Origin of the sequence: Piscinibacterium candidicorallinum (assembly GCF_047549485.1) — a bacterium.
Taxonomy (GTDB): Bacteria; Pseudomonadota; Gammaproteobacteria; order Burkholderiales; family Burkholderiaceae_C; genus Piscinibacterium; species Piscinibacterium candidicorallinum.
On record NZ_CP180191.1, the window covers coordinates 1,124,321 to 1,137,750 of the forward strand.

The following is a 13,430-nucleotide window of genomic DNA, read 5'->3' on the forward strand; positions in this document are numbered from 1 at the left end:
CCGTTTCATTTGGACGCTCGACACCTACTTGATGGCCGCCTTGCGTGCGGCAACCTTCTCGATGGCGGGCAGCATGTCCTTGTCCCATTCAAAGCTGTCGGCAACCAGTGTCTGCCCGACGTAGAGAGAGAACCAGGGGTAGCCCTTCAGGTCCGTGATGCGCCCATCGCGCAGGCGGGCATCGCGCACGAAGGCGATCTCGGCCGGGAACTCCTCGGGCTGATGCCACACGGCCAGAGCCTGCTTCTTCACGGTGACCATTCGCACCTGCTTGGAGGCCACCGACTTCATGAACTTCTGGCCTGCACTCTCCTTGAACAGGCCTTGTTCCCAGTACGTGCACCAGCGGCAGTCACGTGCTGAAAAATACACCAGGGTCACAGGTGTGTCGGCCTTCATGGCGGACAGCGCCTGTTCGAGCGGCTTGTCGAACTTCTTGTCGTTGGCCTGGGCCGAGCCTGCGCACAGGAGGCTGAGCACCAAGGCGATCGAAACGAGAACACGCGTCAATTGAGGACTCCTGCTTGATCAATTTCGGCATTTTGGCATTGGAGCGGCGCGCCGGGTGCCGCGGGCGGCAAAATGCTTCTCATGGATGATCTGTTTTCCACCGCGCGCCCCACGGGCGGCTATGTGCCTCTGGCTGAGCGCATGCGCCCGCAGACCCTGGGCGAGGTGATCGGCCAGGATCAGCTTTTGGCCGAGGGCAAACCCTTGGCCGTGGCATTGGCGGCTGGCCGCCCGCATAGCATGATCCTCTGGGGGCCGCCAGGCGTAGGCAAGACCACGCTCGCCCGGCTGATCGCCCAGGCCTTCGGTCTGCCGATGATTGCGCTCTCGGCGGTGCTTGCTGGCGTGAAGGACATTCGCGATGCTGTGGCGCAGGCGGAACTCACACGCGTGCAGACGCAGAAGTCCACCGTGGTGTTCGTGGATGAAGTGCATCGCTTCAACAAGACCCAGCAGGACGCCTTTCTGCCGCATGTGGAGAGCGGGCTGTTCATCTTCATCGGCGCCACGACCGAGAACCCGAGCTTCGAGGTGAATTCCGCCCTGCTGTCGCGGGCTGCGGTGTATGTGCTCGATGCGCTCGACGGTGATGCGCTGTCACTACTGGTGCAGCGTGCGTCCGAGCTGCTCGATGTGAAGTTCTCGGATGCGGCGCGCGCCCAGATCACGGCCTACGCCGACGGCGATGGTCGCAAGCTGCTCAACTCACTGGAGTTGGTCGCGCAGCATGCCCATAGCGCGGGCGTCGCCAATGCGATCGACGAAGCCGTGCTGCGCAAGGTGCTGTCGGAGAACCTGCGCCGCTTCGACAAGGGTGGCGACGCCTTCTACGACCAGATCAGCGCGCTGCACAAGAGCGTGCGCGGCAGCGACCCGGACGCGGCGCTCTACTGGCTCTGCCGCATGCTCGACGGCGGCAGCGACCCGCGCTACATCACCCGCCGGGTGATCCGCATGGCCAGCGAGGACATTGGTCTTGCGGATCCGCGCGCGCTGCGCATCGCCCTGGACGCTGCCGAGACCTACGAGCGCCTGGGCTCACCGGAAGGCGAACTCACCATCGCGCAGGCGGTCATGTATTGCGCGATTGCGGCCAAGAGCAACGCCGTCTACACCGCCTACAAGGAGGCGCGCCGTTTCGTGAAGGAGCATGGCTCCGCACCGGTGCCACTGCACCTGCGCAATGCGCCCACACAGTTGATGAAGGGTCTGGGATTCGGCAAGGACTACCGCTACGCGCATGACGAAGCCGACGGCGTGGCGGCGGGTGAGCGCTACCTTCCTGAGGGTGTCGACGTCAGCTTCTACTCGCCGACGGATCGCGGCATGGAAGCGAAGATCGCGGAGAAGCTTGCGTGGCTGCGCGAGCGGAACGCGGGCCCCAAGCGCTGAACCTCCGACAAGCTAATGCGAAGCGGTTGTCGAGCCTTGATCCAGCCTGGCCTGGCGCCGTGCATCGAGCCTCTGGCTGGCCGCATTGATCAGGCGCTCAAACGGGCCGGATTGACCTCGATGCGCACTCGCCCAGGCCCAACACAGCGCAAGCGCATACAGCAGCAGCGCCAAGCCGAACAGACCGCTGCTGTCCAGCTTCTGGCCCCAGCCTAGCCCCGCACCCGACAGCAGCAGCGCCATGAGCAGGCTCAGGCCGAGGTACATGCTCAGGGTGTTGCGGCCGGCCGGTGCGAGCGCGCGCAGTCGCGGCCAGCCGCCGTGTGGCCAGCTCAGTGCGATCGCAGCGATCAGGCCGGCAAGGATCGGTGGCCCGGTCAGGGTGCCCATGCCGAGCAGCAGCGCCTCGAAGGCCGGGCGCGAACCCAGCACATGCCAGGCGAGCACGCCGTAGGTCAGGCCGAGCGGAATGCCGATGAGCAGTCCCCAGAAGCGCGCCTGCTCAAGCAGGCGCGTCCAGCGCTGCGGTTGCTCGAGCACTCGCAGGCGGCCGCAGATGAAGCCGGCCAGGCACAGCGCAAGCAATTGCGGCAGGAAGAGTGGCAGCATCAAAACCGTGCTGACGACATAAGCGATGGAATTGAGTTCGAGAAACGGAAGCCAGGCGTCAACCCCCGCAAAGGTCGACGTCGGATCGGGCGCGATCACAGGTTCTTCAAGTTTGTTGTACGTGTAGATGGCGATGGCTACGTTGATCGCGACGTAGCTCACCGCCCAGATGCCGAGGAGCACCTTCAGGATCCGCAGCAGCGACGTCACTGATCGGCGACCCCAACGCAGCAGGATCAGCCCGCAGATCGCATACGAGGTCAGGATGTCGCCCATGTAGACGAACAGGCCGTGGATGATGCCCAGCGCGAGCAGGATCAGCATGCGGCTCTTGCGGTGTCCGAGCGCGAACTCGAGCGAGTCGGCGCTGCGGATTGCGCGCATCGACAGCGCGAAGCTGTAGCCGAACAGGAACATCAGCAGCGGATAGGACTTGCCCTGGAACAGCGCGGCGATCAGGCTGTGGATGGCGAGTGCGAGCGTGGAGTCCGCAGGCAGCGGCTGGCCGATCGGCGTGCTCATGGGGGTGCCCGGATAGGACACGAAGTTCACGACGAACACGCCGAGCAGCGCCCAGATCCGCAGGGCGTCGATGATTTCTGCGCGGCTGCGTTTTGGTGCAGGCAGGCGGGCGGACTCCGCGGCCATGGCGCGCCGCGGGCTCAGCTCTGCGGTGGAGCGGTATCGATGAAGCTGGGGCGCTTGTTCAGCTTCTCGGCGTGGGCGGCGAGGTTCGCGTACTCGGCCTTCCAGGCGATCTCAGGGAAGCGGAAGTCCAGATAGCCCAATGCCACGCCGATCGATATGTCGGCCAGGGTGCAGGTATTGCCCACGCACCAGGCGCGTTCGTCGAGTGCGGCGGATGCCGCGCGCAGACCTTCGGTCACCTTGGCCATCTGGCGGTCGATCCAGGCCTGGCAGCGCTCGCTATCCTTGCGGAACGCGCCGGTCTTCTCCAGGCGCACGAGGATGGCGGCGTCGCAGATGCCATCGGCAAGGGCTTCCCAGGTCTTAACCTCGGCGCGTTCGCGACCGGTGCCGGGGATCAGCTTGCCCACAGGAGACAGCGTGTCGACATATTCGACGATCACGCGGCTGTCGAACACCGCACCGCCGTCTTCCATGATGAGACAGGGCACCTTGGCCAGCGGGTTGGAGGTGGTGATCTTGGAGTCGGCGGCCCAGACGTCCTCGAGTTCGAGGCGATAGTCGAGCTTTTTCTCTGCCATCACGATGCGCACTTTGCGTACGTAGGGACTGGTCAGTGAACCGATGAGCTTCATGGGGCCTGTTGCTGTTCTTGCGCCGTTTTGCGGGCTTGATGTGGCGCTTTGCGCGCCACCGAGGAGGCCTGTCGGCACTGCGTCAGCAGGGGCTCAACAGGTGCGGTCGAGTGTATCAAAGCAGTTTTCGCCAGAAGTCCGGTGCAGGTGTCGGATGCGGTGTGGGTGTGGGCTGACTCACTAAAATGCGGCGCTGCTAGGGAGCACTCATGACACAAAGCAACGCCGCACCCGCCGTGCCGGCCCAGGATTTCACCGAACTGCTCGCGCTTTCGCCGCTGGACGGCCGTTACGCTGGCAAGGTCTCAGGCTTGCGTGACTGGCTCAGTGAGCACGCACTCATGAAGCAGCGTGTGCGCGTGGAGATTGCGTGGTTCATCGCGCTGTCCGACGCCGGTTTGCCGGAATTTCCACCAATCGCGTCCGAGGATCGCGCATGGCTGCTTGCGCTGGGCGAGGGGTTTGCCGCGAAGGACAGCGCCGCGATCAAGAAGATCGAGTCCATCACCAACCACGACGTGAAGGCGGTGGAGTATTGGCTCAAGGAGCAGGTCAAGGCCCGCCCGGCGGTACTGCCCTATGCCGAGTTCTTCCACTTCGCCTGCACCAGCGAAGACATCAACAACACCAGCCATGCGCTGATGCTCAAGGGCGCGCGCGAGCAGTTCCTCGCGCGACTGGACAAGGTCGTGCAGCAATTGCGTGACATCGCGCACACCCAAGCGGCCGTACCGATGCTCTCGCGCACGCATGGCCAGACCGCAAGCCCCACTACCCTGGGCAAGGAGTTTGCCAACGTGGTGGCGCGCCTCAACCGAGCCCGCGCGCAGATTGCCGGCGTGGAGTTGCTGGCCAAGATGAACGGCGCGGTGGGCAATTACAACGCGCACATGATTGCCTACCCCGAAGTTGACTGGGAGTCGTTCTCGCGCAAGGTCGTCGAAGGGCCGCTGGGCCTCACCTTCAACGAGCACACGATCCAGATCGAGCCGCACGACTACATGGCCGCGCTGTTTGATGCCGTGGCACGCACAAACACGATCCTGATCGATATCTCGCGCGACATCTGGGGCTACATCAGCCTGGGCTACTTCAAGCAGCGCCTGAAGGAAGGCGAGGTGGGTTCTTCCACCATGCCGCACAAGGTCAACCCGATCGACTTCGAAAACGCGGAAGGCAACCTCGGGCTGGCCAACGCCGTGCTCAAGCACATGGCCGAGAAGCTGCCGATCTCGCGCTGGCAGCGCGACCTGACGGATTCCACCGTGCTGCGCAACATGGGCGTTGGCCTGGGCTACAGCCTTCTGGCGCTGGAGTCGCTCGCGCGCGGCCTCGGCAAGCTGGAGGTCAATCACGCCCGTCTGGCCGAAGATCTCGACGCCAGCTGGGAAGTGCTGGCCGAGGCCGTGCAGACCGTGATGCGCCGCTACGGCGTGCCCGAGCCCTACGAGAAGTTGAAGGCGCTCACCCGAGGCAAGGGCATCACGCCCGAGGGCCTGCGCGAGTTCGTGCAGACCCTCGACATTCCGCAGGCCGCGCGCGATCGGCTGCTGGCGCTCACGCCCGGCGGCTACATCGGCAAGGCCAGCGAGCTTGCCCAGCGCGTTTAGCTGCCTCGGGCCGCAGCGGCTGCTGGCCAGCACCCTGGCCGACTTTGCGCGCAGCAGCTTGCTTGAATTGGATGCCGCTGCACTGAGCGGCGCGGCCTGCTTCGTTGCGCGGCGCGAGGCGCGGCTCATCGGCCTGCTCGCGCTGGCGCGGCGTAACGACACGGATGCAGATCTGCTGTGGCTGGGCGTCGACCCGACCCAGCGCCGCCAGGGCGTTGCACGCGATCTGCTGCGCGTGGGCTGTGCGTGGTGGGCGCGGCAGGGCGGGCGGGGCATGTTCGCGCCACAGTCCTGTGATGCGGCGCTTCTGGCGAGCCTGGGCTTTGCTGCGGCGCAGGATGGCTGCTGGGTGCGGTGGATCGGCTGACGGGCTGACGGGCAGGGGCGGCCGGCGCGGGTGTAACCAAAGTCACCGCGCTACAGATCGGCATTGCGCGAACCGCATCAGATTGGCCATACTCCACTCGTGGCTTTTTCCACGCGTTTTCCCTAACCCCAAGTGAGGTCCTCCATGCTTCGTCCCATCGTCATGGCCGCAGTGGCCGCCGCTGTGCTGCTGGTGAGTCCCACCAGCCACGCACAATTCGCCAAGCCCGAAGACGCCGTGAAGTACCGCCAGTCCGTATTCACTGTGATGGGTCGCAGCATGGGCGGCTTGAACGCCGTGGTGCGCGGCGACCGGCCCTACAACGCCGCTGAAGTGCAGCGCAACGCCGAGATCATCGCCATGATGGCTGGCCTGCCCTGGACGGCTTTCGGCCCCGGCACCGAGAGCCCCAAGGCCCTGCCTGCCATCTGGAAGGAAGGCGACAAGTTCAAGAAGGCGCAGGACGGCCTGCAGGACGCCGCTGCCAAGTTGGTGGCTGCGTCCAAGACTGGCAAGGTTGAGGATCTGCGCGGTGCGTTCGGCAACGTAGGCGCAAGCTGCAAGGCCTGCCACGACGACTTCCGCGGCAAGTAAGCGCGGCCGCTCGTCAGATGCAACAAGGCCCGCTCTCGCGGGCCTTTTGCTTTCTGGGGTTCAGATCGGCTTTCCGCTTGTCCCACAAGGCTTTTCAGGCATTTTGGTCTGGAAAGCCGCATGAATGCTGAATCGGGTTCCGGGCGATTTGCCAGAAGTCCATTTCATGCGCCTCTTCAGGCCAAAGTGGCTGAAGAATGGCTCTGGACAAGCGGAAAGTACCTGCGACTGGCGCCTAGAACGTCTGCACACTTTTGCCGAGGTTGACGATCCACCAGACGGCGCCCGCGGATGCCGCTGCCAGCACGAGCGCGAGCACGGAGCGTCCAGCACCCCAATCGGCCCCGTCGCCAACCGAACCCGGCTTGGTGCCCGAGATCATGGGGCCGACAAGGTCAGTCTTCTGCGCGAAGCGGTAGTACAGGATCGCACCCAGGTGCAGGGCCACCAGCCCGTACAGCACCCATTCGTTTAGCTTGTGCAGGCGCGTGATCAGGCTCACGGTCTCGCTGGATACGAACCTGGCCAGCGGCCCCTCGAAGGCGATGTCGTCATTGGCAAACAGCCCGCCCACGGCCTGGCCGCCGAACAGCAGTAACAGCGCGTAGACCGAAAACGCGCCGATCGGGTTGTGGCCAAGCGTCTCGCTGACCTTGCCGCGCAGGTAGGCCAGCGCGCGCATCGGCGAGGGCGGGAAGCTGGCAAAGCGTGCATAGCGGCTGCCCACGAAGCCCCACAGGATGCGGAAGATCACCAGCCCCAGCACGCAGTACCCGAAGCGGAAGTGCCAGTTCATGGCGTTGCCGCCGATCTTCACGCTCACGATCGAGCCGACCGCGCAGATTGCCAGCAGCCAGTGAAACAGTCGCGTGGGCCAATCCCAGACCAGAACCTTCATGTCCACCCTCCCGAGGTGTTGAGCGTCTGGATTGTCCCGAAAGCCGGGGCAGAAAAAAAGCCGCCCGTTTCGGGGCGGCTTTTCCGGTGCGCTGTGCTGTCAGGGGCGCGGCTCGGGGAACTCCAGCTCCGGCTGATCTTCGCCTTCTTTCTTGATCGGCTTGATCAGATCCTCGCGGCTGATGCCCAGCCACTTGGTGATCGGCGCCATCACGAGCACGGACGAGTAGATGCCGAACACGATGCCGATGGTCAGCGCCACGGCAAAGTAGTGCAGCACCGGGCCGCCGAACAGCAGCATGAAGATCACCATGGTTTCGGTGGTGCCGTGGGTGATGATCGTGCGGCTGATGGTGCTGGTGATCGCATTGTCGATCACCTCGGTCACGCTGGCCTTGCGCATCTTGCGGAAGTTCTCGCGGATCCGGTCCGCGATGATCACGGACTCGTTCACCGAATAGCCCAGTACCGCCAGCACTGCAGCCAGAACAGCCAGCGAGAACTCCCACTGGAAGAAGGCAAACACGCCCAAGATGATGACGATGTCATGCAGGTTGGCGATGATGGCCGCCACGGCGAACTTCCACTCGAAGCGGAAGGCCAGGTAGATCATGATGCCGATACAGACCACCAGCAGCGCCAGGGCGCCGGCCTCATACAGCTCTCTGCCCACCTGACCGCTGATGAGCTCGACGCGCTGCACCTTCTCCTTCTGCACCACGGTGCCATCGGCCTGCGTGAACGGCTCCTTGACCAGCGGGCCGCCCGCACGCAGCACGTTCTCGATGATGCGGTCCGCATCGATCGTGCGCACGCCGTTGTCCTTCACGCGTGAGAACGCGTCCTTCTGCATGTCGCGCGCCGACAGGCGGATCAGCACATCGCGCGAGCTACCGAACAGCGTGACGAGCGGCTCGCCCACGCCCTGCGCTTCCATCGCTTTGCGGATGCCTTCCACGTTGGCGGGCTGCTCGTAGCGCGCCTCGACCACGGCGCCGCCGGTGAATTCGATGGACAGGTTCAGTCCCTTGCTCCACAGGAAGAACACCGCGAGCGCAAAGGTGATGAAGCTGAAGATGTTGAACGCCAGCGCGTGGCGCATGAAGGGGATGTCGCGCTTGATACGGAACAGTTCCATGGCGTTCTCCTCAGACCTTCGCTTCGGTCTTGTTGTTGTTCTTGCCGTCTTCGGGGCGCCAGATCTGACCGATCGAGATCGACTTGACCTTCTTTTCGCGGCTGTACCAGAACATGGTCAGCGCACGGGCCACCATCACGGCGGAGAACATGCTCGTCAGGATGCCCAGACAGTGCACCACCGCGAAGCCTCGGATCGGGCCGGAGCCGAAGGCAAACAGGGCCACACCGGCAATCAGGGTAGTGATGTTCGAGTCGAGAATCGTCGCCCAGGCCTTGTCGAAGCCTTCACTGAGTGCCTGTGCGGCGGAACGCCCGGCGCGCAGTTCCTCGCGGATGCGCTCGTTGATCAGCACGTTGGCGTCGATCGCCATGCCGAGTGTGAGCGCGATGGCCGCAATACCGGGCAGGGTCAGGGTAGCCTGGATCACCGAGAGCAGCGCGATCAGCAGCATCACGTTGGCGGCCAGGGCCAGCACGGAGAACAGGCCCATCAGCGCGTAGTACACGACCATGAAGACGCTGATGGCAATGAAGCCCCAGAGCATGGACTTGAAGCCGGCCTCGATGTTCTCCTTGCCCAGGCTCGCACCCACGGTGCGTTCCTCGACGATGTCCATCGGTGCGGCCAGTGAGCCGGCGCGCAGCAGCAGGGCCAGATCGTTGGCCTGCTGGGTGTTCATGGCGCCGGAGATCTGGAAGCGGTTGCCGAACTCGCCGCGGATGGTGGCGTTGGAGATGATCTCGCCCTTGCCCTTCTCGAACAGGATGATCGCCATCTGTTTGCCGATGTTGTCACGCGTGGTGTCACGCATGATCCGGCCGCCCTTGGCGTCCAGCACCAGATTCACGCTGGGCTGCTGGGTCTGGGAGTCAAAGCCGGGCTGCGCATCGGCCAGGTTGTCACCCGTGACCAGGATCTGACGCTTCACGTTCACCGGGCGGCCGCCGTCCGGGAAGGTGTCGGACAGCACGTCATTGGGCTCCGCGTTCATGCGGAATTCCAGCGTGGCGGTACGTCCAATGATGTTCTTGGCGCGGGCCACGTCCTGCACGCCCGGCAGTTGCACCACGATGCGGTCTGCACCCTGCTGCTGAATCACGGGCTCGGCGACACCCAGCTCGTTCACGCGGTTATTCAGCGTGGAGATGTTCTGCTGGATCGCGCTGTCCTGGATGGTGCGCAGGGATTCGGGCTTGAGCGTGGCGCGCACGACGACGTTGCTGCCATCGGCGACCGTGGTGAAGTTGAACTCCTGGATCGCATCGGCCAGCGCGATGCGGGCGCGGTCGGCCTGCTCCGCATCGGTGAAGCGCACCTCCACGGTGTCGCCCACGCGGCTCGTGCTGCCCCCGCGGATGTTCTTGTCGCGCAGGGTGGTACGGATGTCGGTCTGCACCGTTTCGATGCGCTTGGCCACGGCGGCCTTCATGTCCACCTGCAGCAGGAAGTGCACGCCGCCACGCAGGTCAAGACCCAGATACATGGGCAGCGCGCGGATGCTCGTGAGCCAGGAAGGCGACGCGGGTACCAGACTCAGTGCGACGGTGTAGTTCGGTGCGTCCTTGTCCGGGTTCAGCGCTGATTCGATCGCTTCCTTGGCCAGCTTCTGGGTCTCCACGTCGGCAAAACGGGCGCGTACCGAGGGGCTGTTGCCGCCGTCGAAGCTCATGCCGCGATGCTGAATCTTGGCCGTGGTGAGGATCTCCTCGACGCGGGTCAGCGCGGCGGGGTCCACCTTCACGGTGGGGCGCGCGGAGCTGACCTGCACGGCGGGTTGCTCGCCAAACAGATTGGGCAGCGAATAGAGGAAGCCCAGCGCGACCACGACGATCACGGTGATGTACTTCCAAAGGGGGTATCGGTTCATGGTCGGAGAGGTTCCGGTGGGGCTGGGCCGGCAGCGCCCTCAGGGGCACGCAGCAGGGGGAACGCGACAGGAGCGGGGTATGGCGGGGCAGGCGCAGAGCATGGTGTCAACGCGGTGCGCCTGCGGTGGACGGCCCGGAGGTGTGCTTCGGGCCGGCCGCGGGTCTTACAGGGCCTTGATCGTGCCCTTGGGCAGCACGGTCTGCACGGCCTGCTTCTGCAGCAGCATTTCGACCGTGGTGTCGCCCTGGTTCACGGACACGGACACGTACTGGTCCTTGACCGCGGTGACTTCACCGACGATGCCGCCGGCGGTGACGACTTCGTCGCCCTTCTTGAGGGCTTCGAGCAGAGCGCGATGTTCCTTCTGGCGCTTCATCTGCGGACGGATCAGCAGGAACCAGAAGATCACGAACATCAGGATGATGGGCAGGAAGCTGGCCAGCTGACCCATGGCGGAAGGAGGGGTGGCGGCCGCGGCTTGGGCGTAGGCATTCGAGATGAACACTGCTGAAGGCTCCTAGACAGAGAAAATCGGCGGGTCGGCAAACACCAAACCCGTTTCGGACAAACCCAAAAGTATAGGCGTGCGTCCCGGCCCCGCCCCGGCGGGACAACCCGATGGTGGGGCAGCCCGCCGGGGTGGGTCTACCACCGGCTCCAGTGCGTATTCATCACCTTCAATCGGTCGGCTGAACGACGTCGTCTGCGGGATGGTCGGCACATGGGCGCAGGGCGCGGGGTTTCAAGTACGCGCCGGCTATCGATCGGGCCACTGCGCCGCAGAAGCTGCCCGGCGGTCAGGTTTTGGCGCTGAACGGTGAAGCACTGAACCGCCGGGCGCGCCGCGGCCAGGGGCTGCGGAGGTCTACGCGCGCAGGAATTCCTTGACCTGCGCCAGCTGGCGTCGGCTGACATCCAGGCGCTCGTCGCAGCCATGCAGCAGCACCTGCCAGCTGCGTTCGCCATCCGCCTCGCCGTCCGGGCTGGGCAGGCTGCCCGGCCGTGCGCGCTCGATGCCGGCAATCGCGTGGCGCGAAACCAGCGCGTTGCGGTGGATGCGGACAAAGTGATCCGGAAACGCGGCTTCCAGCGCGGTCAGCGGTTCTTCGCTGAGGAACTCGCGCTCCCGCGTGCGGATGGTGACGTACTTCATCTCTGCCTTGAGATAGAGCACCTCGGTCACTGGCACGCGCAGGATGCGGCCGCGCTCCACCACGGTGATGCTGGGCAGCTCGCTGTCCTGTGCGGCCGGCACGCGGCGCAGGGCTTCCAACAGGCGGGCGATCTTGACCGGCTTGACGAGATAGTCCACCGCAGCCAGTTCGAAGGCGCCCACGGCATGCTCGGTAAATGCGGTGGTGAAGATCACATGCGGCACCTGCTCGCCGCGGGCGGCGCGCGCCTTCAAGTCCGCGGCGATGTGCATGCCGTCCTCGCCGGGCATCTGCACATCCAGCAACAGCACATGCGGCTGCTGGGTGCTGAGCAGCGTGCGCAACTCAGTGGCGGAACCGGCTTCGCCCAGCACGCGGTGCGGCAGTTCGGGGGCCAGGTCGGCCAGCAGGTTGCGCATGCGCATGCGCGCCAGCGCTTCGTCGTCCACGATCACCAGTTCAAGCATGTGCGAATCGTGACACAGGCAGGCGCGCGCTGTACATGCGGCGCTGCGCTTGTGCTCAGTCGGCGCGGCGCCGTACCAACGGGATGCGCAGTTCGGCCGTGAAACGTCCGCGGGCGGCCTGGGTATCCAGGCTGGCTTCGAGGTCGTGCAGCAGCATCAGGCGCTCGCGAATATTGGTCAGCGCTGTCTGGCTGCCAGGCCTCGGGGCGGCGTGCGCGCCCCGCGCCGGGTTGGCCGGCAGGGCGTTTTCCACGCGCATGATCAGCACCCGCCCTTCGGCGCGGATGCGCACATCCACCGGCTCCGGCTCGCCGGCAGGCTCCACGCCGTGGCGCACGGCGTTTTCCACCAGGGGCTGCAGAGTGAGCTGCGGCACGAGCACGTCCTCCAGGCCGTGGTCCTGCAACCAGTGAACGGTGAGCCGGTTGCCCAGGCGCTGCTGTTCCACGGCCAGATAACGCCGGGCGAGCAGGGCCTCGTCGGCCAGCGGCACAACCGCATCGCCCGTGGCCAGGCCACGGAAGAGTTCGGCCAGGTCTTCAATCATGCTTTCGGCCACGCGCGGCTGGCTGCGGATCACGCCGAGCGTCGAATTGAGTGCATTGAAGAAGAAGTGCGGCCGGATGCGTGCGGACAAGGCAGCCACGCGGGCCGCCACCAGCGCCGGCTGCCGCTGGGCGCTGCGCCACTGCAGCGCGAGGCTTGCGCTTGCGCCCAGTGCCAGTGCACTCACGATCACGCCGAGCAGGCCCCAGGTGGAGAGCTCGCGCTGGCTCATCGTCATCACGACCACGTGGGCCAGCACGGCCGGGCAGGTCACGACCAGTGCGAGCGTGACCCACTGCAGCCAGCGCGCCTCGCGCGCGGCGAGCTTGCGCAGGCTGCAGGACAGCAGCATCGAGGCCAGCGCGGCAGGTTCCAGCACGGCGGCGCGCTCCACAAAGCTCTCCATCCAGGCCTGCGGCGAGGGCGAACCGGGCAGGGTGGCGATCAACATCACCGCGTTGATGGCCAAAAGCAGGCGCAGCGCGATGCCGTAGTTGCAGGCATCCGGCAGAACCGGGGCGCGCGTGGCGAGGCTGTCCCGAGCGGCCTGCGGCGCCACTGACGATGCAGGCGCTGAGGCAAGTGCAGCGGGCTCGCTCGAGTCGGCGGGGTCCTGGCGGGTCTCGATCAAGTGGGGTCGGTCCTGTATGGGCGGGCTGAGGTGACGCGGAGGCGTCGCGGGTCAATCGAAATTTTAGATTTCAAATATCGCTAGAATAGATAGATACCAGCGTTCAGAAGCGTGATCGACCGCGAAGTCCGAGCCGTGTGTCGGCATGAGCCTCGTGAAGAACCGCGCCAATGCTTATTTGAGTAAATATCGGACGTTGAATATGTGTCGTTAAACCGGCTGAAGAGCCGCATAAAAAATGCGGAAAGTCGGCATGATCCGGAAGCAAATCATTAACTTTCAGCCAAAAAAGGCACAGATGGCTCGCCTGCCGCGGATACATTGCCACGGCCCGGTGGCGGCGCCGCAGCCCGCCAGACC

13 protein-coding genes are annotated in these 13,430 nt (G+C 64.9%); 4 read left to right on the top strand and 9 right to left on the bottom strand.

What is annotated here, in order from left to right; all coding sequences use genetic code 11:
• Positions 1-24 precede the first annotated feature (24 nt).
• Entirely contained in the window at positions 25-510 is a 486-nt protein-coding gene (locus ACMDW7_RS05070) for a hypothetical protein (protein ID WP_377300330.1), read from the bottom strand.
• A 72-nt stretch (positions 511-582) separates the two neighbouring features.
• Between ACMDW7_RS05070 and ACMDW7_RS05075 the strand changes: the two genes are divergently transcribed.
• Positions 583-1,902: a replication-associated recombination protein A gene (locus ACMDW7_RS05075; RefSeq protein WP_377300329.1), complete on the top strand. Its 1,320-nt coding sequence runs from the start codon at positions 583-585 to the stop codon at positions 1,900-1,902.
• 12 nt (positions 1,903-1,914) lie between these two features.
• Here the strand turns inward: ACMDW7_RS05075 and ACMDW7_RS05080 are convergent, their stop codons facing one another.
• On the bottom strand, positions 1,915-3,159 hold the full coding sequence (locus tag ACMDW7_RS05080) for a DUF418 domain-containing protein (protein WP_377300328.1): 1,245 nt from the start codon (positions 3,157-3,159) through the stop codon (positions 1,915-1,917).
• Between the two features lie 14 nt (positions 3,160-3,173).
• Positions 3,174-3,794 (bottom strand): glutathione S-transferase N-terminal domain-containing protein, encoded by a 621-nt coding sequence (locus ACMDW7_RS05085; protein WP_377300327.1) that lies wholly within the window; start codon positions 3,792-3,794, stop codon positions 3,174-3,176.
• A gap of 209 nt (positions 3,795-4,003) precedes the next feature.
• Here ACMDW7_RS05085 and purB point away from each other — a divergent pair, with 209 nt between their 5' ends.
• The 3 genes from purB to ACMDW7_RS05100 all read left to right on the top strand — a co-directional run bounded on the left by purB (position 4,004) and on the right by ACMDW7_RS05100 (position 6,365).
• A complete protein-coding gene (purB, locus tag ACMDW7_RS05090) occupies positions 4,004-5,404 on the top strand; it encodes an adenylosuccinate lyase (RefSeq protein ID WP_377300326.1) in 1,401 nt (466 codons plus the stop codon).
• Positions 5,388-5,771, top strand: a complete 384-nt coding sequence (locus ACMDW7_RS05095; RefSeq protein WP_377300325.1) for a GNAT family N-acetyltransferase — start codon at positions 5,388-5,390, stop codon at positions 5,769-5,771. The genes purB and ACMDW7_RS05095 overlap by 17 nt, the downstream gene beginning before the upstream one ends.
• A 144-nt stretch (positions 5,772-5,915) precedes the next feature.
• Positions 5,916-6,365, top strand: a complete 450-nt coding sequence (locus ACMDW7_RS05100; RefSeq protein WP_377300324.1) for a c-type cytochrome — start codon at positions 5,916-5,918, stop codon at positions 6,363-6,365.
• 235 nt (positions 6,366-6,600) lie between these two features.
• Here the strand turns inward: ACMDW7_RS05100 and ACMDW7_RS05105 are convergent, their stop codons facing one another.
• The 6 genes from ACMDW7_RS05105 to ACMDW7_RS05130 all read right to left on the bottom strand — a co-directional run bounded on the left by ACMDW7_RS05105 (position 6,601) and on the right by ACMDW7_RS05130 (position 13,070).
• Complete coding sequence (locus tag ACMDW7_RS05105) at positions 6,601-7,263, bottom strand: cytochrome b/b6 domain-containing protein (protein WP_377300323.1); 663 nt, start codon at positions 7,261-7,263, stop codon at positions 6,601-6,603.
• 99 nt (positions 7,264-7,362) lie between these two features.
• Complete coding sequence (gene secF, locus ACMDW7_RS05110; protein WP_377300322.1) at positions 7,363-8,400, bottom strand: protein translocase subunit SecF; 1,038 nt, start codon at positions 8,398-8,400, stop codon at positions 7,363-7,365.
• Positions 8,401-8,410: 10 nt separating this feature from the next.
• Entirely contained in the window at positions 8,411-10,270 is a 1,860-nt protein-coding gene (secD, locus tag ACMDW7_RS05115; protein WP_377300321.1) for a protein translocase subunit SecD, read from the bottom strand.
• Between the two features lie 165 nt (positions 10,271-10,435).
• Positions 10,436-10,777, bottom strand: coding sequence for a preprotein translocase subunit YajC (gene yajC / locus ACMDW7_RS05120; RefSeq protein ID WP_054126039.1), 342 nt, complete (start codon positions 10,775-10,777; stop codon positions 10,436-10,438).
• A gap of 360 nt (positions 10,778-11,137) precedes the next feature.
• Positions 11,138-11,893 (bottom strand): LytR/AlgR family response regulator transcription factor, encoded by a 756-nt coding sequence (locus tag ACMDW7_RS05125; RefSeq protein ID WP_377300320.1) that lies wholly within the window; start codon positions 11,891-11,893, stop codon positions 11,138-11,140.
• Between the two features lie 55 nt (positions 11,894-11,948).
• Positions 11,949-13,070, bottom strand: a complete 1,122-nt coding sequence (locus ACMDW7_RS05130) for a sensor histidine kinase (RefSeq protein ID WP_377300319.1) — start codon at positions 13,068-13,070, stop codon at positions 11,949-11,951.
• Positions 13,071-13,430: the final 360 nt, after the last annotated feature.

What these genes read in the sequence shown, in the direction of transcription:
- ACMDW7_RS05075 (WP_377300329.1), top strand. Translation starts at nt 583, where the DNA reads ATGCTTCTCATGGATGATCTGTTTTCCACCGCGCGCCCCACGGGCGGC.
- ACMDW7_RS05080 (WP_377300328.1), bottom strand. Translation starts at nt 3,159, where the DNA reads ATGGCCGCGGAGTCCGCCCGCCTGCCTGCACCAAAACGCAGCCGCGCA.
- ACMDW7_RS05085 (WP_377300327.1), bottom strand. Translation starts at nt 3,794, where the DNA reads ATGAAGCTCATCGGTTCACTGACCAGTCCCTACGTACGCAAAGTGCGC.
- purB (WP_377300326.1), top strand. Translation starts at nt 4,004, where the DNA reads ATGACACAAAGCAACGCCGCACCCGCCGTGCCGGCCCAGGATTTCACC.
- ACMDW7_RS05100 (WP_377300324.1), top strand. Translation starts at nt 5,916, where the DNA reads ATGCTTCGTCCCATCGTCATGGCCGCAGTGGCCGCCGCTGTGCTGCTG.
- ACMDW7_RS05105 (WP_377300323.1), bottom strand. Translation starts at nt 7,263, where the DNA reads ATGAAGGTTCTGGTCTGGGATTGGCCCACGCGACTGTTTCACTGGCTG.
- secF (WP_377300322.1), bottom strand. Translation starts at nt 8,400, where the DNA reads ATGGAACTGTTCCGTATCAAGCGCGACATCCCCTTCATGCGCCACGCG.
- secD (WP_377300321.1), bottom strand. Translation starts at nt 10,270, where the DNA reads ATGAACCGATACCCCCTTTGGAAGTACATCACCGTGATCGTCGTGGTC.
- ACMDW7_RS05125 (WP_377300320.1), bottom strand. Translation starts at nt 11,893, where the DNA reads ATGCTTGAACTGGTGATCGTGGACGACGAAGCGCTGGCGCGCATGCGC.